The 20,248-nt window shown below is 52.3% G+C and carries 16 protein-coding genes; 2 read left to right on the top strand and 14 right to left on the bottom strand.

Annotation, left to right across the window (positions count from 1 at the left end; all coding sequences use genetic code 11):
• Nucleotides 1-56: 56 nt before the first annotated feature.
• The 4 genes from AC0YOB_RS09920 to AC0YOB_RS09905 all read right to left on the bottom strand — a co-directional run bounded on the left by AC0YOB_RS09920 (nt 57) and on the right by AC0YOB_RS09905 (nt 3,830).
• The gene (locus AC0YOB_RS09920; RefSeq protein WP_475792702.1) at nt 57-869 is read right to left on the bottom strand and encodes an alpha/beta hydrolase; all 813 of its coding nucleotides are present in this window, start codon (nt 867-869) and stop codon (nt 57-59) included.
• Nucleotides 845-1,777 carry an aldo/keto reductase gene (locus tag AC0YOB_RS09915; protein WP_475769303.1) on the bottom strand — a complete coding sequence of 311 codons (933 nt, stop codon included), beginning with the start codon at nt 1,775-1,777 and terminating at the stop codon, nt 845-847. Before AC0YOB_RS09915 ends, AC0YOB_RS09920 begins: the two co-directional genes overlap by 25 nt.
• A gap of 60 nt (nt 1,778-1,837) precedes the next feature.
• On the bottom strand, nt 1,838-2,827 hold the full coding sequence (locus tag AC0YOB_RS09910) for a Gfo/Idh/MocA family protein (RefSeq protein ID WP_475792701.1): 990 nt from the start codon (nt 2,825-2,827) through the stop codon (nt 1,838-1,840).
• Between the two features lie 220 nt (nt 2,828-3,047).
• On the bottom strand, nt 3,048-3,830 hold the full coding sequence (locus tag AC0YOB_RS09905) for a phytanoyl-CoA dioxygenase family protein (RefSeq protein WP_475792700.1): 783 nt from the start codon (nt 3,828-3,830) through the stop codon (nt 3,048-3,050).
• Nucleotides 3,831-3,954: 124 nt separating this feature from the next.
• Between AC0YOB_RS09905 and AC0YOB_RS09900 the strand changes: the two genes are divergently transcribed.
• Nucleotides 3,955-4,842 (top strand): AraC family transcriptional regulator, encoded by an 888-nt coding sequence (locus tag AC0YOB_RS09900; protein ID WP_210037365.1) that lies wholly within the window; start codon nt 3,955-3,957, stop codon nt 4,840-4,842.
• A gap of 100 nt (nt 4,843-4,942) precedes the next feature.
• Here the strand turns inward: AC0YOB_RS09900 and AC0YOB_RS09895 are convergent, their stop codons facing one another.
• The 6 genes from AC0YOB_RS09895 to yicI form a co-directional block, all read right to left on the bottom strand.
• Nucleotides 4,943-6,682, bottom strand: coding sequence for an ABC transporter substrate-binding protein (locus AC0YOB_RS09895; RefSeq protein WP_210037638.1), 1,740 nt, complete (start codon nt 6,680-6,682; stop codon nt 4,943-4,945).
• Between the two features lie 83 nt (nt 6,683-6,765).
• Nucleotides 6,766-7,671: a carbohydrate ABC transporter permease gene (locus AC0YOB_RS09890; protein WP_210037364.1), complete on the bottom strand. Its 906-nt coding sequence runs from the start codon at nt 7,669-7,671 to the stop codon at nt 6,766-6,768.
• Between the two features lie 12 nt (nt 7,672-7,683).
• The gene (locus AC0YOB_RS09885) at nt 7,684-8,637 is read right to left on the bottom strand and encodes an ABC transporter permease (protein WP_210037363.1); all 954 of its coding nucleotides are present in this window, start codon (nt 8,635-8,637) and stop codon (nt 7,684-7,686) included.
• A gap of 396 nt (nt 8,638-9,033) precedes the next feature.
• On the bottom strand, nt 9,034-10,590 hold the full coding sequence (locus AC0YOB_RS09880; RefSeq protein ID WP_475792699.1) for a response regulator transcription factor: 1,557 nt from the start codon (nt 10,588-10,590) through the stop codon (nt 9,034-9,036).
• Nucleotides 10,568-12,373, bottom strand: a complete 1,806-nt coding sequence (locus tag AC0YOB_RS09875; RefSeq protein WP_475792698.1) for a cache domain-containing sensor histidine kinase — start codon at nt 12,371-12,373, stop codon at nt 10,568-10,570. Before AC0YOB_RS09875 ends, AC0YOB_RS09880 begins: the two co-directional genes overlap by 23 nt.
• A gap of 271 nt (nt 12,374-12,644) precedes the next feature.
• Nucleotides 12,645-14,972: an alpha-xylosidase gene (yicI, locus tag AC0YOB_RS09870; RefSeq protein WP_475792697.1), complete on the bottom strand. Its 2,328-nt coding sequence runs from the start codon at nt 14,970-14,972 to the stop codon at nt 12,645-12,647.
• Nucleotides 14,973-15,162: 190 nt separating this feature from the next.
• On the opposite strand from yicI, the gene AC0YOB_RS09865 reads away from it, so the two are divergent.
• Nucleotides 15,163-16,077: an AraC family transcriptional regulator gene (locus AC0YOB_RS09865; RefSeq protein ID WP_475769298.1), complete on the top strand. Its 915-nt coding sequence runs from the start codon at nt 15,163-15,165 to the stop codon at nt 16,075-16,077.
• On the opposite strand, the gene AC0YOB_RS09860 is transcribed toward AC0YOB_RS09865, so the two are convergent.
• The 4 genes from AC0YOB_RS09860 to AC0YOB_RS09845 all read right to left on the bottom strand — a co-directional run bounded on the left by AC0YOB_RS09860 (nt 16,054) and on the right by AC0YOB_RS09845 (nt 20,248).
• A complete protein-coding gene (locus tag AC0YOB_RS09860) occupies nt 16,054-16,698 on the bottom strand; it encodes a GTP pyrophosphokinase (protein WP_379112840.1) in 645 nt (214 codons plus the stop codon). The genes AC0YOB_RS09865 and AC0YOB_RS09860 overlap by 24 nt on opposite strands.
• 34 nt (nt 16,699-16,732) lie before the next feature.
• Nucleotides 16,733-18,181, bottom strand: coding sequence for a cardiolipin synthase (cls, locus tag AC0YOB_RS09855; RefSeq protein ID WP_475792696.1), 1,449 nt, complete (start codon nt 18,179-18,181; stop codon nt 16,733-16,735).
• 374 nt (nt 18,182-18,555) lie between these two features.
• The gene (locus tag AC0YOB_RS09850; RefSeq protein ID WP_475792695.1) at nt 18,556-19,224 is read right to left on the bottom strand and encodes a bifunctional 2-keto-4-hydroxyglutarate aldolase/2-keto-3-deoxy-6-phosphogluconate aldolase; all 669 of its coding nucleotides are present in this window, start codon (nt 19,222-19,224) and stop codon (nt 18,556-18,558) included.
• Nucleotides 19,225-19,381: 157 nt separating this feature from the next.
• Nucleotides 19,382-20,248 (bottom strand): helix-turn-helix domain-containing protein, encoded by an 867-nt coding sequence (locus tag AC0YOB_RS09845; protein ID WP_475792694.1) that lies wholly within the window; start codon nt 20,246-20,248, stop codon nt 19,382-19,384.

Below are 20,248 nucleotides of genomic sequence, written 5' to 3'. Positions count from 1 at the left end.
CTGAAAGCTTCCGGATGTATTCATCCGGTTGGCTTTAAGGAAAGGGGATGCTAGCTTTATTTATGAAATTCGTATCGCTTGAGCCACAGCTCGCACACGGAGGTCCATGAGGCGACGTGCTTATCTTCCTCGGCAAGTCCCAGACCATGACGTCCATGCTCATACACATGCAGATCAAACGGTACACCGGCGCGGCTGAGAGCCGAAGCGAACATCAGCGAGTTTTCCACGGGAACACCGGCGTCATCGGAGGTATGCCACAGGAAGGTTGGCGGCGTATCCTCCGTCACTTGCTGCTCCATGCTCATCAATTGGACCAGATGCTCTTCCGGCTCGGAACCGAGCAAATTTTTCTTCGAACCTTCGTTGGAATACGGCGGCTGCATCGTGATAACCGGATAACACAGGACGAGCAGATCCGGTCTGCTGGACTGCCGGTCCACCGGATCATCCGCATCGGCTTCTCCCCGGTCGAACAGGGTTCCGGCCGTTGCCGTGAGATGTCCCCCGGCCGAGAAACCGAGTACGCCGATCTTGCCCGTATCAATTCCCCATCCGGAAGCACGATGCCTGACATAACGGACAGCGCGCTGTATATCCGTGAGTGCGCTTGGGTAACGGTAAGGCGCTACGCGGTAACGCAGAACGAAAGCCGAAATGCCAATGGAGTTAAGCCACAAAGCGATCGGTTCACCTTCATGATTGGCCCGCATGCCATATCCGCCGCCCGGAACCACAATAACTGCGCCGCTTCCCTTGCCTTCCACCAGATAGGTGGTAAGCGCCGGACGGTCTTCTTCCGTGCTTCCCTCGGCGCGTGGAGCGCCTCCGGGCCAAAGCTCGATTAATTCGTTCTCAGATCCAGCCACTTCACTTCCTCCAGTGTCAGAGAGATAGTCGTTGCCTCCAAACAGGATTTCAGCTCTGCTTCATTTCGCGGACCCACGATGGCGCCCGTCGCAAATGATTGATTCAGCACGTAGGCAAGCGCGATTTGAATCGTAGAGAAGCCTTTCTTCCTTCCAAGCTCTTCGGCACGGTAGTAACGTTTCCAGTTGTCATCATTATAAAATACGCGCACCAGGTCGGCGTCAGAACGATCCTCCGGCGTAAATCGGCCCGTGAAGAAGCCTCTGGCTTGCGAGGACCAGGAGAACAGCGGCATTCCGCCGCGTTCATGCCAGGCCAGCATTTCTTCGTCAACGCTGATGCAATCCTTCCAATATGCTTCCTGCGCTTTGGCCAGACTGAGGTTCGGACTGCTGAATTCGAAGCCCCGCAGGCCGTGTTCAGCCGCATAACGGTTCGCTTCATCCAGTCTGGCCGTCGTCCAGTTGGACCCGCCGAACGCCAGGATCCGTCCCGCTTCCACATGCTCGTTCAACGCCTCAATAATGTGCCCGACAGGAATGTTCGGATCATCGCGGTGAAGCGCATACAGGTCGACATAATCCGTGCGCAGACGCTCCAGGCTGATCATCAGCTCTTCATGAATCGCTGCTTTGTTCACCCGCGGGCCATCCTTGTTCGGATGCGCGCCCTTCGTCCAGATATTGATCTGGTCGCGGTTGCCGCGCTCCTCCACCCACATGCCAATAGCCTGCTCGCTCTTGCCTCCGGAGTAGCCATAAGCCGTGTCAATCGTGTTGCCGCCAATTGCAGTAAACGCATCAAGATTCGTGCTGACAAGCTCATAAACATCCGGTGCAAAATAATCCGATCCCATGATCAACTGGGTCACGCCTTGCTTAAGTCCGGGCAGGTCGATTTTTTTCATCTGGTAAACATCCTCCTCTATTATACATGATTTATTAAAATTTATTAAGATGAATTAATATTAAATTAGCACGCGCTCGCGCGAATAGGCCGATTTCAGGCAGGCATCCAGCACTTTCATATTGGCAACCGCATCATCCGGTGTGAACCGGGCCGTCTGCTCGCCCCATACGGTGCGGGCAAAATCGTCGATTTCCAGCGCGAACGCATTCAGCTCCTGCGGCTTCTCTTCGCGCACTCCGTCCTTCGTATGAACGATGAAGTGCTGATCCCCCACAAAGGCCCCCGGCACTTCAATCCAGCCGTCTGATCCCAGAATTTCAAGAGGATTCCGGAAAGCGGCCCACATGCCGCTGCTAAACGTCAGCGCTACACTGCCGGGGAACTCCAGGAGACCGGAAGCCATCATATCGACTTCATCGTGCTCGGGTGAAATCAAGGCATGCACAGTTGCGGCTTCCGGTTCCGCTCCCAGAATCAGACGCGCCACGCTGATGGGATAGCAGCCGATATCGTAAAGCGATCCGCCTCCCCATTCCCTGCGGTAGCGGACATTGCCCTTGTCCCCGGCATTATTGAAGGTAAATGCAGCATGAATGCCGCGGACGTCGCCTATTTCTCCGGAGCCGATAATTTCTTTGAGCCGTTCATAACGCGGATGATGGCGGTACATGAAGGCTTCGGCCAGATGCACGCCTGTCCGGCTTGCTGTGTCTGCCATTCTCTGCGCTTCTTCGGCATTCAGCGCAATCGGTTTCTCGCAGAGTACGTGCTTGCCTGCTTCCATCGCCCGAATGGACCATTCCATATGGAGATGATTCGGAAGCGGTATATAAATGGCGTCAATGCTGCCATCCGATAATAGATCTTCATAGCTGCCGTAGGCAGTCGGAATATTAAGCTGCGCTGCTGTTTCCCGGGATTTCTCCAGGTTGCGGCTGGCAATAGCCGCCGCTTCGCCGGTCTGCGATTGCTGGATCCCGGGAATGACCGAACGTTTCGCGATTCCGGCTGTTCCAAGAATACCCCATCTAAGTTTTTTTGTAGTCATGTATACGTTTACACCTGCCTTAATGGATTTGCCCCTAGTATAGACCAATTCCTCCGGCGTGGAAATATAAAACTACTTCTGAATATATAAGATTAGCGCTTTCATTCCCGTTACGAACAACCGGGAAAGGTCTTAAATCTACAGCATTATCAACGAAAAAAAGCCCGTAATCGTTCCTCGGAACGAACAGGGCATTTATATTTTCGGAGAAAGAGAACGCTTACGCAAGCTTCGGAAATAATCCTCCCCGCAGCGGGTCTCCCGGCTCCAGTGATTGTCCGTCCGTGCAGACATGGCGGGCGCCGCTGTAGGTTGTTCCATCTTCCATATAGATAATGGCCAGAGCGCGGCGCGGCTGATCCGTTTGATTCGCATGGGCATAATGGAAGGTGAGGCCGTTATGAAAGGTGCAGCTGCCTGCTTTCATCCGGACGATAGCCGCCGTGTTGCGGTCCACTTCCGACGCGCCCGAGTCTTCGAAAATATCATGCGGCGAAACCAGGTCCACATGCTTGAGGTTCTTGATTTTTTGCGACTTCGGAACGAACATCATACAGCCGTTATTTTCATCCACATCGTCAAGCGCAATCCAAATCGACATGCCGGTCTGCTCATTCATGGGCCAGTATGGGGCATCCTGATGCCAGGGAGTCGGTTTGGAATCCTGAGGCATTTTGAACAGGGCATGGTCATGGAACAGCCGAATGCCGCTTGCGCCTGTAAGCTGCTTGGCAGCGTCGGCAAAACGCTCCGAGAGCACGAACCGGGCCATGCCGCCATGATCGCGCCAGGTGTTCACACGCTGATTCAAGACTTTGAAATAAGCCCCTTCCTTCTGAGCCGTCTGCACCGAATTTCCCGTCTTTTGGCCCATCGCCTCGTTCAGATGCTCGCGCAGCTCATTCAGCTCTTTACGGGACAGCATATTGTCAACCTGAACGAAACCATTGTCCCGGTAAAATTTAATTTGATCTTCCGTCAGCTTGATTTTCTTTTTTAACATGCGCTCGTCTCCCTTTGCTTCGAAAGTTATTTGTCTTACTCTTAATTTAAGCTATTATAGAACCATAATCTTGGAGGATGAGCGACAAAACCAGGTCGATCTGCCAAAAAGGGGACAAGAGGACATGACAACCTATACAGGCAGCAATTATTTCAAGGACAGCCGTTTTCCGTTCTATATCGACCGCGCCGTCATTCGCAGGAATGAGCCGATTCCTTCCCACACGCATGATTTCGTCGAACTGGTGTTTGTTGTTGAGGGGAGCGCCTTTCACGAAATGTCCGGTCATCAATACCGGCTGGCCACGGGGGATGTGTTCATTCTGGAGCCGAATGTATACCACAGTTATCTGGGATCGGCCGACGAAGATACCCTTGTCTATAATGTGTTGTTCGATACGGCTTTCCTGCAAAAGGAGCTCGAGGCGCTTCAGGAAATTCCCGCCTTTATCGATTTTTTCTATCTGATGCCCTTCCTGCGGAAAAGCCAGTCGTTTATCCCTTACCATCCGCTGCAGGCTGCGCAGAAGCTGCAGTTCCAGGGCCATCTGCAGACTATCTACGAGGAATATGAGCAGGAGCGCGACGGCTCCCAGCTCATTATCAAGACACGCTGGATCGAATGTCTGGTCTGGCTCAGCCGCTATCATCAAGAGAACCGGAGCACAGAGCGCCATACACTCAGCGACCGGGAGCGGATCCTGTCGATCCGCAATTTTGTCGAGCTGAATTACCGTCAGCCCCTGACCCTAATCCAGCTGAGCCGGATTTGCGGGATGAGCGTCTCCTCATTCACCGCCAAATTCAAGGAAGCCACCGGACAGAGTCTCATGGACTACAAGCACGAGGTGCAGATCCGCCACGCCTCCGCGCTTCTGCTCGATACGGACACCAAGGTGCTGGATATCGCGCTCGAAACCGGCTTCAACGATGTCAGCTTCTTCAATAAAATGTTCCGCAAGCATACCGGCGTCACGCCAAGAGAATACCGGCGTACGCATAAACAAAAATAACCCGATCCATACCTGTTTTCATTCAGGTGGAATCGGGTTATGGCCTATATAAGAAAAGCCGCCCCAACTATGACGAGGGCGGCTTATCGAATGACATCGTTTATTGGCCGGAATCGGCACTCCACAATGCAACGCGGTCCTGCACGTATTTCGTATATCCTTTTTCCATTTTCTCAACGCCCGCTTTGATCAGATCCTGCTGGTACGCCTCCCAGACTTTATCGAAGTTCTCCGGCTTCGCCAGGATCGCCTCCGGAACGCGCTTCCAGGTGATGTCCTTCATCTTGTTGCCGAGAACGGCTACTTCATCCTCGCCCGGGATCTGGATATTCCAGGCTGCGCCGTATGCCTTCACCTTGAACTCGTCTTCTTTGGGGAATAGATCCTTCCAAATTGTAGCATCATACGCTTTGAGCGTTTCTTTTTCCACATCGCTGTAGCCGGTCGGGATCATCTCCGGATTGTTCTTGGTATAGTAGTTGCCGGTTGAATCCTTCGCGCCGTCGCCATAGTGCACCATCATGTTCCAATAGAAGCCGATACCGGTTTCTTTTGTGAATGCCGTGTTGTCGTTATTGATGCGGTCCTGCACTTCCTGCGGTACGACGCGCTTGCCGTCCTCCATGACATAATGCTTGCCTTCAATCCCCCAGTTGTTGAGAATCTGGCCTTCATCGGATGCGAGGAAATCCAGGAACTTGATGATGCGCACCGGATCCTTCGCCGTGCTTGAAATCGAGATCCCGTAGCCGCCCATGAAACCGGTTGGCCAGAATGACGTTTCCTTGAAATCTTCGCTCAGGGTCACCGGATAATGACCGTATGTCTGGTCCAACTTGCCGGCTGACTTCAGAGCCTGCTGGCCGTCGTTGTAATCCCAGTCCTGGTCGATCAAGCCGAGTACGCGGCCGGAAGCGACCTTGGCTTTGTACTGGTCATACTTTTGCACAAAGCTTTCCGGGTCAAGCAGCCCTTCGGCGTTCATATGGTTCAGCCAGCGGAAATATTCCTTTTCTTCCGGACGGCGAAAGTGGTACTTGGCTTCAAATGTGTCCTGATCGACCCAGTATTCGCCGTCATCGGATCCGCCGGTTGTGGCAACGGCCGGGTTGGTAACGGAGATTTGTATATGCCAGTCATCCGCATTCAGCGATACTCCGATGTTCTTGTTGCCATTCTCGTCCGTCGGATGCTTGGCCAGATAATCCTTGATCGCCTTCTCATAATCCTGTACGGTACGAATCTGCGGGTAACCCGCTTCCTTCACGACGCGATGCTGAAGCTCGAAGCCTCCACCGGCCACGAATCGCTGTTCATCAACGGCTGCCCAGGTCGGAATGGCGTAGATGGACTGATCCTCAGTTGTATATTTGGCCCGGCTGAGGTAAGGACCTAGCACTCTCTTGATATTGGGCGCATATTTGTTGATCAAGTCGGTCAGATCGATGACGCCGCCGGCATCGACGAGCTTGCCGATATCGCCTTTGGCCGAAATGATGTCCGGATATTGACCGCTTGCCGCCATGAGCGCAACCTTCTGGGCCGGATCGCCTACGGCAAATTCCGCATCGAGGGTAACGCCTGTTTTCTTCGTAATTTCCTTGGACACTTCATCCTGCATGTTGTTCCAGTTGGGATTCGGATCCTCGGCGAAAAAGCTGAATGTGACCGGGGACAAGTCTTCTGTTTCCGCACCGGCGTTCGTGCTCGTATTCGCCGTGCCGGTGTTGTTCGCAGCCTTGCTGTTCTCGCCATTATTGTTGCTGGAGCAGCCGGCCAGCAGGCCGACGGAGAGCGCGAATGTCATGAGCAGCGCCGCCGCTTTGGATCTTGTGTTCATCATGCGTAAAAACCCTCCCAATTTGTAGTAAAGAAATATCGTAATGAACAGATTATCTGTCTATACCGGTTTATCAGCTGCGCTCAGCTCTTGACCGCGCCGAGCGTCATGCCTTTTACAAAATACTTCTGCAGGAACGGATAGACGACCAGAATGGGAACGGTCACGACGATCGTAATGGCCATCTTCACCGATTCAGGCGAGATTTGGCGCATGACCTCGGTCATGTTGCGGCCGCGGAAGGAATCGGCGTTGGTCGTCGTGCTCTGCAGCACCTTCATCAGTTCAAACTGCAGGGTAGTCAAGTGTTCCTTCGAGCCGTTGAACAGATAGGTATCGAACCAGGAGTTCCATTGTCCCACCGCCAGGAACAGCGCGATCGTCGCCAGCGCCGGCTTGGTCAGCGGCAGGATGACACGCCAGAAGATCGTCCAGTCGTTCGCCCCGTCCAGCTTCGCCGACTCCTGCAGCGCATAAGGAATGCCATCGATGAAGGAACGGATGATGAAGACGTTGAATGCGCTCACAAGTCCGGGAAGCACGTAGACGGCGAAGGTGCCGATCATATGCAGGTCGCGAATCAGAATGTAGAACGGAATCAGCCCGCCAGATATATACATCGTCATTGCGAGGAAAGCCGAAACGAATCTGCGTCCCTGAAAATCAATGCGGCTGATCGTGAAGGCCAGCATCGAAGCGCTGACAAGCCCCAGAATCGTCCCGATAACCGTTCGGAGAATGGAGATTTTCAGCCCGGTAATCAGCCCGCCAAAGGCAAAAATCGTCTCGTAGTTCTTCAGCGTAAACACCCGGGGATAAATGGTGAGTCCGCCGCGCACGCTGTCGGTGGAATCGTTAAGCGATATCGCCAGCACATTCAGGAACGGATACAGCGTTACAATCGTAACGACCGCCAGAATGAGATAGACAAGCAGGTCAAAGGTTCTGTCCGGCCAGGATGCCCCGGAGGACCATTTGCGCGAAGCCATGCGGCATCCCTCCTAGAAAATACTTTCTTTGGTTACTTTTTTGAATATGCCGTTTGCGACAAGCAGCAGGATGATGCTGATCAGAGAGTTGAAAATATTGATCGCTGTACCGAAGGAGAACCGTCCCATGCCAAGCCCGTAGTTCAGCGCGTAGAGGTCAAGCACCTGCGAATAGTCGCTGACAAGCGGATTGCCGAGCAGGAATTGCTTCTCGAAGCCGATGCTGACCAGGTGGCCGATGGAGATGATCAGCAGAATGATGATCGTAGAGCGGATGCCCGGAAGCGTAATATTCCATATCTGCTGGATCCGGTTCGCACCGTCTACCTTCGCCGCTTCATACAGCTCGGGCCCAATGCCGGCAATGGCGGCCAGATAGATGATCGTGTTCCAGCCCATCTCTTTCCAGACATCCGAGCCGGTTACGATATACCAGAACAAATTGCCCTTCGCCATATACTGGATCGGCTGATCGATGATGTTCAGACTCATAAGCAGCCCGTTGACGGCGCCGTCGGTTGCCAGCATCTTCGTTACGATACCTGCGACGACGACCCAGGACACGAAATGCGGAAGGTACGAAACCGTTTGCACAAAACGCTTGACGGCCATCGCTTTCACTTCGTTCAGCACGATCGCGAAGATGATCGGTACCGTGAAGCCGGCGACCAGTCCCATCGTACTCATGGCCAGCGTGTTGCGGAGCACCTGGTAAAATTGCGGATCGTGAAATAGTTCCTTGAAGTACTGAAGCCCCACCCACTCCTGATCGAAGAAGCTTCGCCCCGGCTTGAATTTCTGGAATGCCATCGTCCAGCCCCACAGGGGCAGATAGCTGAACACGAATACCCATGCGATAAAAGGAAGCGACATGAGATACAGATACCGCTGCTGGAAAAAAACGCTCCAGAATCGTTTTCTGCCATGCTTCGCAGGGGCTTTCATTTCGGTTGTAACCGCTGCCATGTATTTCCCTCCTTGCTGTATGTCCTTATGATAATGGAAATGCGATGCCCGCAATACCCGACCAATTCAAGCGAAAATCATATAAAAATCAGCGCTTTGAACGTCCGTCAAGAAGAAACGGCTGAGGCCGTCCTTTTGGCGGCACAGTAAGTTTCTTCCCACCGAAATAGAAGCAAAGTATGGAGAAATTTTATACGTTCTTTTATTTAGAAAAAGACTGGCTGCGCATGTGGAAACATCTTCCGATACTCGCAAGTGCTGCAAGCATGTCTATCGCTTGTCACTTGTCGAGATCGCTGTTGTACCCGAATTTTTATTTTGGAACCCTTTATCCGATAAATTCGGGGTACAAAGGCGAACGCTTACGCTTCTACAGACTATTTCCACCTGCTCCGCCTACTTCTTGCGGTAAGCGGAAGGCGAAGAACCTTCGTACTTGCGGAATTTGCTGTGAAAATAATCGACGTTCGTATAGCCGACCTTCTCTGCCACCTGATAGACCTTCAAGCCGCTGTCCAGGAACTCTTTGGCCTTCTCGATCCTGACTTTGTCGAGGTAGGTATTAAAGTATTCGCCGGTTACATTTTTGAACAGCTTGCCCAGGTAAGCACTGTTATAATTGAACACCTCAGCCAGCGTTTCGAGCTTCAGATTCTCATGGTAATTCCGCTGGATCAGGTCGATCATTTTCCTCATCTGCTTGTCAATCCCTCCGCCTGGCTGCTCGTTAATGAGCGTTTGCAGATAGCCGGTTACATGCCGCACAAGCGAGCTGCAGGTCATCTGCCGGTAGATATCGAGAATACCTGCGGAATGGTCCTGACTCACGGACGGATTGGCGGAATGATTCCGTGCGAGTTTGGCGAGCGTCTCCGTAATGATTTGGACAAAGCCGGATTTGATCTTGGGCTCCGGGCATCCCACGGCAAGCATTCGGTCTGCTGCTTCCGAAACCAGCTGGGCTACGGACATACGGTTGCCGACATCGATCGCGAAATAGATTTTATCGGCGACAGCGGAATAGTCAGGCATCGGCTCGTTATCGGAACCGCCTGATGCCGGGAGGCTGGCTGGGATATCTCCGGGAGCCGCAATCAGATCCTCAGCGTAATAAAAGCGCTGGTTCATGAGCCGCATAACCTCCCCGCAGGAAGCGCCAATGTCCGTCAGACTCCTTACGCAGCCGCCAGAGGCAGCGATAAATTCCATACTCTGCCGCGCCGCGACTGCAGCGATTTCAGTGTGAATATGATGACGTGTATGCTCATTATGCAGATCACCATTCAGCAGCAGACCCACATACGGCTCCATGGAAAAAACGACGCCTCTGCCCGATTGTTCGTACAATTCGCATAACGTGCTTTTCAGAAGCGCGGAAGCTCTTGGTTCAGGCGCCTGCTCCATTGCTTGAAACTTGATCAATATTATCTCATAGCAATCCCACAGCAATCCCGCAGCCAGAATCTCCTCCTCGCTATAAGCGTTAACCGGCGAGCCTCCCGGCGCAAGCAGGGATTGCACGATTAATTCTCTGGACAAGCCGCTGAACGCGGCCGTCTTCTGTTTGTCCTGTTTCTCCCGTTCGAGCGTCATCCGGAGCACCTCCAAATACTCGATCAGCTCATCCTCATCGACGGGCTTTAACATGTAACCATCAATCTGCAGGGAGATGGCTTTCTTGGCATAATCGAAGTCGGCGTATCCGCTCAGAATAAGGACATGAAGAGTGGAGCCGTTCTTCCGGAGCGCCTCCACCAGCTCCAGACCGCTCATCCCTGGCATCCGGATATCCGCAATAATCAGATCAGGCGAATGATCGGCAGCCTTCTGGAGCGCCTCTTGACCGTTTGCAGCGGTATCCACGACCTCATAACCGTACATCTCCCATTCAATAAGCGTCCGCAGCCCTTCACGAATCGTAGGCTCATCGTCAGCTATCAGCACTTTGTACATGTTTACCGCCTCCTGTCGGAATTGTAAAACTTATCTTCGTCCCGCTATCCGGGCTGCTAGTGATCACAAGTCCATGCTCCCTCCCGTAAGAGAGCTGAAGTCTCATATGCACATTCCGCAGACCGATCCGGTTATTGGCTTCGTCCTCCTGCTCCTCAAGGGAGCGCAGCACAAAATCAAGCCTCTCCTTATCCATTCCCTCCCCGTTATCCGACACTTCGATACGCATCCATTTATCCATCAGCTCAGCCTTGATCCGCACGTATCCGCCCTCCTGCTTGTTCTCCAGTCCATGAATGACAGCGTTCTCAACAAGCGGCTGGATAATGAGCGGGAGAATATGCAGCTGCTCAGTCAGAGGATCGATCACAAGCTCATAGCCCAGCCGGCTCTCGTAGCGGAATTTCTGAATATCCAGATAGCAGCGGACGACCTCGATTTCGCTTCGCAAAGTCACTTCTTTGCTTCCCGCCTCCAGATTCTTCCTCATCATTCTCCCGAGCAGCCTGACGACCTTGGCTATCTCCTTCTCGCCCTTGATATGGGCTTTCATCCGGATCGACTCCAGGGCGTTGAAGAGAAAATGCGGATTAATCTGGCTCGCCAGCATTTTGAATTTGATTTCATTCTGCCTGGTAACAAGCTGGGTCTTCTGCAGATTGGATTCCTGAACCTCGGCGAGCAGGACGTTGATACTCCCGACCATCGCATTGAACTGCCTGGACAGCTGGCCGATCTCATCCTTGCCGTCGATCGCAAGCGTCACATCGAGATTTCCCGTAGCCACCTTCGTAATATGCTTGCTTAAACGCAGCATGCGCTTGGAGAGAAGATTGGAGAAGCCATAGATCAGGACAATAGCAACAATCAGGCTGATGAAAATAACAATGGTCGCCAGAATGATAATCTGGTTGGCATCCTTCACGATGGTTTTGACCGAAAATACCGACAAAATCCGGATACCATTCAAGCTGGAAAGAGGAATAAGGGTTTCAATCCGGATTTTGGACGATTGTTCATTGACCACTGCATTATAAGTGCCGCTTTGCTTGTTCACGATATTCCGGTCAAAATCGATCTCCGACAGATCCTTGCCTACCCGGCCCGGCCGGTTGGACGATATAATATTGTTGTTCTCATCGACAATCATGGTCTCGAAGGTTTCCTGGTTCAAAATCGCATCGAGCATCCGGGAGTTGACGTTGATGACCAGCACGGCGCTGCTCATCTCGTCGCGGAAATCAATCTTGCGGATCAGGCTCAAATATTTCTTGCCGTCCCGTTCGTCCTCGATATAATTCCAGCCGATCAGGCCGCTGCTGCTCATGGCGGATTGATACCAGCCGGAATTAATAATGGACTCGCTGGGTTGAATAAACTCCCAATTATCCAGCAGCGTAGGATTGTCCAGATAGATGCGGATGTTGGAAATTTCCTTGTACAGGCTGATATATTCCTTGATATCGGGATAATCCATATAGGCCTTGACCACATCATAGACCGTCTCGTATTCCGTAGCCGCCAGACGGGCCAACCGGCTGTCATTGGAAAGACGGTAAGAAATATCATAAGCGGCGTTAATCACCTCCGAGGTCCGTTTCTTGACCCGGTCCACATTCACAGCTGTTTGCTCCAGCGCATTATCCAGCGCCTGATGCCGCAGCTCATTGGTCAGGAACAACCCGACAATCATGACGGGGATGAATACCACAACAATGAAGGAGAGGATCAGCTTGGTTCTCAGCTTTAAATCGTTAATTCCGCGAATGATGATCCGAAACACTGGGCCTGGCTCCTTTCTTCTTCGGATGCTGCACGGACTGTTTCCGCCAGCTCTGGCCAGTTTATAACCGGCCTTCTTGTGGAAGCGCTTTAGCAATAAACGCTTTCTTCATTTTAAACGAGTGGAGTTTGATAAAAACTATTAAAAATTTTCCATTTTTTCAGTTCATAATTAGACATTTTTCCTGCCCGCGCAAAGAACCCCCTCACCTCACAGACAGCTTCCATGTGAGATAAGGGGGTATCTACCGTTTACAGCTGGCGCCACTGGCTTATTGAATCGTAAGTTTGAAGCTCACCTTCGGCGATCCGGCAGGAATGGATACGGTGTTTCCGTCGATCGAAATTCCCGAATGCCCCTCAGCCGAAACAATGGCTGCTCCCCCTTGCAGGGAGAAGCGGAACGGTTTGCCGCTGCCTTCGGCATCGACCTGTATGGTTGTTCCCTGGCGGCCTGCGCTTATGCCAAGCTCCGGCTCGCCTTTGATGCTGCGGACCACGGTGCTCGCCGTATGCCCATCCTCCAGATTATACAGGGAAAGCTCGACCCCGTCTGCAAAATCATAGTCCGGACGCCGGTCATTGGCCCCCAGCGCAACGATGGAATTCTGGCGCACAAACAGCGGCAGGCTGAAGAAATTGTAGTTTTCCTTCCGCCATGAGCCTCCTTGTACGGTCTCTCCGGTAAGCAGATGGGTCCAGGTGCCTTGCGGCAGATAATAGGAAACATCGCCTTGTTCATGGAACACCGGCGCGACCAGAATGGAATCGCCGAGCATATACTGGCGGTCCAGCGTTTCCGTTGCCGGATCCTCCGGAAATTCAAGCACCATCGCCCGCATGGAGGGGAGGCCCAGCTCAGCCGCTTGTCCGGCCGTGTTGAACAGATAAGGCATCAGGCGGCATTTCAGCTTCGTAAAGAAACGCGTCACATCGACTGCCTCTTCATCGTAGGCCCAAGGCACCCGGTACGATTTGCTGCCATGCAGGCGGCTGTGGCTTGACAATAAGCCGAAGGCCAGCCAACGCTTGAAGATATGATGCGGCGCCGTATTCTCGAAGCCGCCGATATCATGGCTCCAGAAGCCGAAGCCCGACATTCCGAGCGACAGGCCGCCGCGCAGACTCTCTGCCATGGATTCATAATCCGCATAGCAGTCCCCGCCCCAGTGAACAGGGAATTTCTGTCCGCCAACCGTTGCCGAGCGGGCGAATACCGCCGCTTCCTGCTTGCCGAGCTTGTTCTCCAGCACTTCGAAGACCACTTTATTGTAAAGGTAGGTATAGTAATTATGCATCTTAACGGGATCCGACCCGTCATGGTACACGACGTCTGTCGGGATTCTTTCGCCGAAGTCGGTCTTGAAGCTGTCTACGCCCATATCGACCAGCTCTTCCAGATAACCGGCATACCATTTGCAGGCTGCAGGGTTCGTAAAGTCGACAAGAGCCATGCCCGGCTGCCACATATCCCACTGCCACACGTCGCCGTTTGCTTTTTTCACCAGATAGCCGTTCTGCCTGCCTTCTTCAAACAGCCGGGAACGCTGGGCGATATAGGGATTGATCCATACGCATATTTTAAGCCCTTTCTCTCTCAGCCGCTTCAGCATCCCCACCGGATCGGGGAATACCCGCTCATCCCATTTGAAATCCGTCCAATGGAATTCGCGCATCCAGAAGCAATCGAAGTGGAAGACGTGAAGCGGCAGATCGCGCTCGGCCATTCCCTCGACAAAGCTGTTCACCGTCGCCTCGTCATAGTTCGTCGTGAAGGAGGTCGTCAGCCACAGGCCGAACGTCCAGGCCGGAGGAAGCGCCGGTTTCCCGGTCAAATCGGTGTATTTGCCAAGAACGTCCTTGATCGTAGGACCGTCAATTACGAAATACTCCAGCGACTCGCCGGTCACGCTGAACTGTACCTTCTTGACCTTCTCGGACGCGACCTCGAAAGAGACCAACTCCGGATGATTGACGAACACTCCATAGCCTTTGCTCGATACATAGAAGGGAATGTTCTTGTAGGATTGCTCCGAGCTGGTACCGCCGTCCTTGTTCCAGATGTCGACGATTTGACCGTTTTTCACAAACGGCGTGAAGCGCTCGCCAAGTCCGTATACATATTCCCCTACGCCTAAATCCAGCTCCTCGCGCATGAACGCCTGCTTGGCCGGATCCGTAATATAGGCCATCGATTTCTGCCTGGTCCCTGTAATGCGCTGCGAGCCTCTATAGAAATCCACACCCCATTCGGTTCCCTTGCTGATCCGCACCGTAAGTCCGCCGCTCTTCAGCAGCACAGCCTCGTCGTTCTCCTCGATCGTCACATGCGAGCCGGTCTGCTCTGACAGCTCAAATTCCGGACCGCGGGCAGCAACTCCCTCATGATGGATCAGCTTAACTCCGACTACCCCCGGAAGCGGGGAATGAAAACGTACCGTCAGCAGCATCGTATCGAGCATGCTGGAACGGTTCACGATCGGCCGCGGGGACACATAAGCGGTCAGTCTGTTATCCTCCTGGTCGATTGCATGCGCTTGCACAGCGCCAAGCACCTGGTACCCCTCGCGAATCATCCAATTGCCGTCTGTAAATTTCACCTTAAGTCTCATTCCTTTCAAGGGTCATTGAATTTACACTTTAAAATCCTGCATAGTCGCATTATACTGATATTAAATAGACAAAACTAATAGAATCACGACTTTTTATAACACAATTACGACATTATCATGCGCATATAGACTCAAAACTAATCCAAAGATCCCATTTTCCGTCAAGGAGCTGTTTGCTATGGATCAAATCATACGGCCTCTGCTTAAGGAGAACCGGCTGCACGGCGATACGATGCTGCCTCTGGGTGTATATGAGAACCAATACATGCCCGGCGGGAAAGGCTTTGACTGCCATTGGCATGAGGAAACCGAGTTTCTCCTGGTGCTGGAGGGCGAGGTGCTGTTCCAGGTGGACACCGAGTATTTTACGGTGAAGGCCGGCGAGGCCGTGTTTATCGATGGCGGAGACATTCATGCCGCATTGGACGTACTCGGCGATACGCCATGCCGGATGACCGCCATTGTTTTTGACGCCGGGTGGCTGGAAAGCGGCAGCTTCGATGCCGTTCAGAAGGATTATATTTCCCCGCTGCTGGAACGCAAAAAAACCTTCCCCCGCCGGATTCTTCCTGCATCCGGTTGGGAGAAAGGTCTGCTTGTCCATCTTCATACGATTATCGACGCTTATCACAAAAGGCAGCCCGGATTTGAAATCCGGATCAAGGCGCTGCTGATGCTCATGCTCGGCGAGCTGTCCGGGGTTGAAGGCCGGGCATGCGACCGCAGCGAGGCCCTCCATTCCGATGCCACCCGTGTCGACCGTCTGAAGACTGTTATCGTCTACATGCATAATCACTACCATCGTTCGATCCGCCTGCGCGAGCTGGCTGACCAGATCCCGATGAGCGAAGGCCAGTTCAACCGCTTCTTCAAGTCCATGACGCGCTCGACGCCGATTGAGTATTTGAATGCCTACCGGATCAGGAAGGCCGGGGAATACTTGTCCGCTTCCGATAAGAAGATCTCCGCCATTGCGATGGATGTCGGCTTTGACAATCTCAGCTACTTTATCAAGGTCTTCCGTCAAACCATGAGGTGTACGCCTTCAGAATTCCGCAAAAAGCACGGTTTACGACCGGAGCAGTCCGGATAAAGGATTCGCCAGCCGCTTGACTTCCTCGTTCAGCCCCATCATCCGCTGGTCCAGACTGGCAATCATATGAGCGGTATCCTTCAGCTGTTCACGGATCGACTCCGGCATATCCTCATGGAATTGATAATAAATTTTATGCTCCAGACTGGCCCAAAAATCCATGGCCACCGTACGGAGCTGGATTTCCACATTCACATGCTCGATGCGGTCGGACAAAAATACCGGAATCTGGATAATAACATGCAGACTCTGATAGCCGTTGGGCTTGGGGTTCTGGATATAATCCTTGACCTCCAGAACCTGAACATCGCTTTGCCTGCTGATCATTTCATACACATGGTAGACATCGGCCGAAAAAGAACAGGTCACTCTGACCCCGGCGATATCCCGGATATGGGCAATCGCATTCGCTGTCGTCACTTCCAGACCCTTGCGCAGCAGCTTCTCGGAGATGCTCTCGGGCGTCTTGATCCGCGTTTTCAAATGCTCGATCGGGTTATAATGCTGCACAAATTGCAGTTCCTCATTCAATATCGTCAGCTTGGTTTCCACTTCGTCCAAGGCGAATTTATAATTCATGAGCAGCCTTGCCCATTCCATTACCATTTTCTTCTCCATCATGATGATCAAGCTCCTGTCTGCTTCCTGCTCTTTTTTATAATATAGGGGACAGCAATCGTGTGCAGGATTCCTTAAACCGTTGAAACAACGGCCTCTTCTTGTATTCCTCGTAGGTCAGTTCCCTGCTGTCGAGCATATCTGCTTCGAAAATCTCCTTCAACCGGGTTGCCGTACCCGTGTCATAGATAACGGCGTTGACTTCAAAATTGAGCTTGAAGCTGCGGATATCCACATTCGCCGTGCCGACCGAGGCTATATTGCCGTCCACGACAATCGTCTTGGCATGCATAAATCCCTTCTCATAAAGATAACATTTCATCCCCTGCTCCATCAAATCGCCAAGGTAAGAGAAGGAGGCCAGATAGACCATTTTGTGATCCGGCTTGCTGGGAATCATCATCCGGACGTCAATGCCTGACAGAACCGCCATTTTGAGTGCGTCCAGCAGGCTTTCATCGGGAATGAAATACGGCGTCTGGATATAAATGCTCTTTCTCGCGGAATTGATCATCTTAATATACGCGTTCTTGATCTGCTCCAACGTCTGGTTGGGGCCGCTCGAAACAATCTGGATGCCGACGGTTCCGCATGCCTCCGCCTCTTTAAACATACCGGGCTCGGATCCGGTGACGATATAGGGAGAAGCCAGATTCCAGTCCAGCAAAAATTGCGACTGCATCTGCTGAACGGAATTGCCTATCAACCGCAGATGGGTATCCCGCCAGAAGCCGAAGCGCTGGTCAATACCCAAATATTCGTCGCCAATATTGAATCCGCCGATGTACCCGATGACGCCGTCAATGATTACGAGCTTCCGGTGATTGCGGTAATTCACCCGGAAGTTCAAATAGGGGATCTTTGACGGGAAAAACGCCGAGACCTGGCCCCCCGCCTGCTTCAGCTCGTCGAAGAAATGCCGCGGGAGATGGTAGCTTCCGATATCGTCATACAAGAAACGTACCTGAACGCCCTCTTTGGCTTTGCGGGTGAGGGCTTCCGCCATGCGCCTGGCAAGAGCGTCGTTCTGTACGATGTAATACATCATGTGGATGCTCTCCCGGGCTTGTTCGATTTCTTTGAACAGGCACTCGAATTTATCGGTTCCGTTCGTGAAGATATCCACGCTGTTGTTCTGCGAATACAGCGCATAGCCGCTGGACAGGTTCATGTAGATCATACCCCGGTAATCCGCCATGGCGGGATCGGTGAATGTGATATGATTTTCCCGAAAATCCTTGCGCTGGTTCTCAATCAGAGCCGCCATCATGATACGGCTGCGCCTGTTGATATTGTATAGCTTCTGCTTGCTGAGGTTCTGACCGAACAATAAATAGACGGCGAATCCGACCACCGGCAAGAACAGCAGAACCATCAGCCACGCCCATGTCACCCCGATATTGCGGCGCTCCAGGAATATGACCGTAATGGCAAGAGGAATATTAAGCATGGTAATTATTGTATATAAATGTGTATATATGAACATCCGCGTCTATTCCACCTCTGCCGTCGCTAATCTTTTTTAGTTTACAATAAAAGCAGCCTTATTCCAATGTCGGCTCCACCTGGCGCATCGCGTCAAGCCGGAAAGAAACGGCTGCAGCCGTCTTTAGGGCAAAGTTGGTTTCCTCCCTTATAAGGTGTGAACCCTGTGAATGCTGTAAAGGCGAACAAAATAAGGGAGCAGCAGATCGAATCCGCCGCTCCCTTATTTAAACAAGAAGTTTCAGGTTTGAAGCAAGAGCAAGCATGTAGAAGCGGCTTCGCCGTCTTTTGGGGGCAAAGTTAGTTTCTTTCCCAAACATATCGGAAAAGCAGAAGCCACATTTTATACTTTCTGACTGATATTTAAAAAAAGAATTATCCCGCGTTCTTCGCATTGCGGTAAGCTTCGATGTATTGGCCTGCGCGGCTTGCGATCAGATCATAATTACCGCTTTTCACCGCTTCGCTTGTGAGATCCGAGCCGATTCCGACGGCCACCGCGCCTGCTTTGATCCAGTCGCCCAGATTGTCAAGCGATACGCCGCCTGTCGGCATGATATTCGCTTGCGGAACCGGACCTTTGATCGCCTTGATCATGGCCGGCGAGTAGAGGTTGCCCGGGAACAGCTTGACGATATCCACGCCCAGCTCCAGTGCCTCCTGGATTTCCTTGATGGTCATACAGCCGGGCATAACCGGTACACGGTAGCGGTTGCATAAGGTAACCGTAGCCGGATTCAGCGATGGCCCTACCACAAATTCGGCGCCGCTCAGAATGGCAGCCCTTGCGGTTTCCGGGTCAAGCGCCGTGCCCACCCCGATAATCGCGAATTTCGACGGGTCCTTCGTATCGCTGGAATACGACATTGCCAGCTTCTCAATCGCCTTAAGCGCGAACGGCACTGTCATCGTGATTTCAATGACCTTGATGCCGCCGGCAATGCATTGATTCGCCATTTCGATGACTTCGTCAGGGGATTCGCCTCTGAGAACGGCGACGACACGTTCTTGCGCTACCTGTTGCAAAAGCTTGATTTTTTTCATCATCACTCATCCGATCTGTATGTATTTGGAATCTGTCAGCCTATGAATCCATCTCTGTTTCTTATCCTAGCGGAAGAAGGACATTTTGGCAATTCACTTACGTCCCACGGCATCGGCGGATTCATGGGGATTAGAGCAGCTTATTATGAATATCAACTCAGCTCTTGTTCCTGAATTTCAGCGGTGTGACGCCGACGACTTTCTTGAACAGCTGGATGAAATAAGAAACGTTCGGCAAGCCAACCTCGCTGCCGATCCGGTCGATGGGCAGTGACGTGGTTTGCAGCAACCGGCAGGCCTGCTTGATTCTTCTGGCGGTCAAATAATCCGTTATGTTGCTGCCGGTCTCCTGTCTGAACACACGGGAAACGTAATACTTGGAGAGATGCAGCTGCCTCGCCAACTGCTCCAGATCGAATTCCTCCGCATAGCTGCTCTCCAGCCGCTGCATTACCGCTTCTGAATATTTGAGCGGCCTTGGCGCGATGTTCATGAATGCTTCATCCGGACTGCCGCTGCCGGCTGCCTGAATGCAGGACAACAGCTGCAGCATCAGCAGCGTGATTTCTTCCTCATTCTCTCCTTTTCCGATCCTGTGCGCTCTCTCGTAAAAATCGCAAATACCGCTCATATATTCAAAATTCCCGTTCAAATCATACGCCTGGCGGTTGGTCTGTCCCTGCCACAACAGATTGAACAGGCTTTGACGTTCGGGGAATGCCTGCAGCCCCGCCGATATCCGAACCGGATCGAAATGCATTATCGAGCGGACATAAGGACGCTCTGCGCTCACGCTCGCATACACCTTGTGAAGCTGAAAGGGCTGGAAGAAAAACAGCATGCCCCGCTTGATTTCATAGGTCTGTTGTTCCACGATTACGGTTCCCTGGCCTTCATGGACAAACAGCATTTCACAGCATTGATGCCAATGATAAAACCCGCGGAAATTGCTGTCCGAGTAGGATTTATGACCCCACAGCAAAGACATGCCATTCAGTGAAACAGGCTCGAATAATAAATTCAT

The sequence above is a fragment of the Paenibacillus sp. JT31N17 genome (assembly GCF_056269255.1).
The sequence above is the reverse complement of the archived record's forward strand: the minus strand, read 5'-3'. Positions and strand labels throughout refer to the sequence as shown.

Coding starts and splice junctions, on each gene's coding strand:
- AC0YOB_RS09915 (WP_475769303.1), bottom strand. CDS start 1,777: ATGAAAAAAATCGACCTGCCCGGACTTAAGCAAGGCGTGACCCAGTTG.
- AC0YOB_RS09910 (WP_475792701.1), bottom strand. CDS start 2,827: ATGACTACAAAAAAACTTAGATGGGGTATTCTTGGAACAGCCGGAATC.
- AC0YOB_RS09905 (WP_475792700.1), bottom strand. CDS start 3,830: ATGTTAAAAAAGAAAATCAAGCTGACGGAAGATCAAATTAAATTTTAC.
- AC0YOB_RS09900 (WP_210037365.1), top strand. CDS start 3,955: ATGACAACCTATACAGGCAGCAATTATTTCAAGGACAGCCGTTTTCCG.
- AC0YOB_RS09895 (WP_210037638.1), bottom strand. CDS start 6,682: ATGAACACAAGATCCAAAGCGGCGGCGCTGCTCATGACATTCGCGCTC.
- AC0YOB_RS09890 (WP_210037364.1), bottom strand. CDS start 7,671: ATGGCTTCGCGCAAATGGTCCTCCGGGGCATCCTGGCCGGACAGAACC.
- AC0YOB_RS09885 (WP_210037363.1), bottom strand. CDS start 8,637: ATGGCAGCGGTTACAACCGAAATGAAAGCCCCTGCGAAGCATGGCAGA.
- AC0YOB_RS09880 (WP_475792699.1), bottom strand. CDS start 10,590: ATGTACAAAGTGCTGATAGCTGACGATGAGCCTACGATTCGTGAAGGG.
- AC0YOB_RS09865 (WP_475769298.1), top strand. CDS start 15,163: ATGGATCAAATCATACGGCCTCTGCTTAAGGAGAACCGGCTGCACGGC.
- AC0YOB_RS09860 (WP_379112840.1), bottom strand. CDS start 16,698: ATGATGGAGAAGAAAATGGTAATGGAATGGGCAAGGCTGCTCATGAAT.
- cls (WP_475792696.1), bottom strand. CDS start 18,181: ATGTTCATATATACACATTTATATACAATAATTACCATGCTTAATATT.
- AC0YOB_RS09850 (WP_475792695.1), bottom strand. CDS start 19,224: ATGAAAAAAATCAAGCTTTTGCAACAGGTAGCGCAAGAACGTGTCGTC.
- AC0YOB_RS09845 (WP_475792694.1), bottom strand. CDS start 20,248: ATGAATTTATTATTCGAGCCTGTTTCACTGAATGGCATGTCTTTGCTG.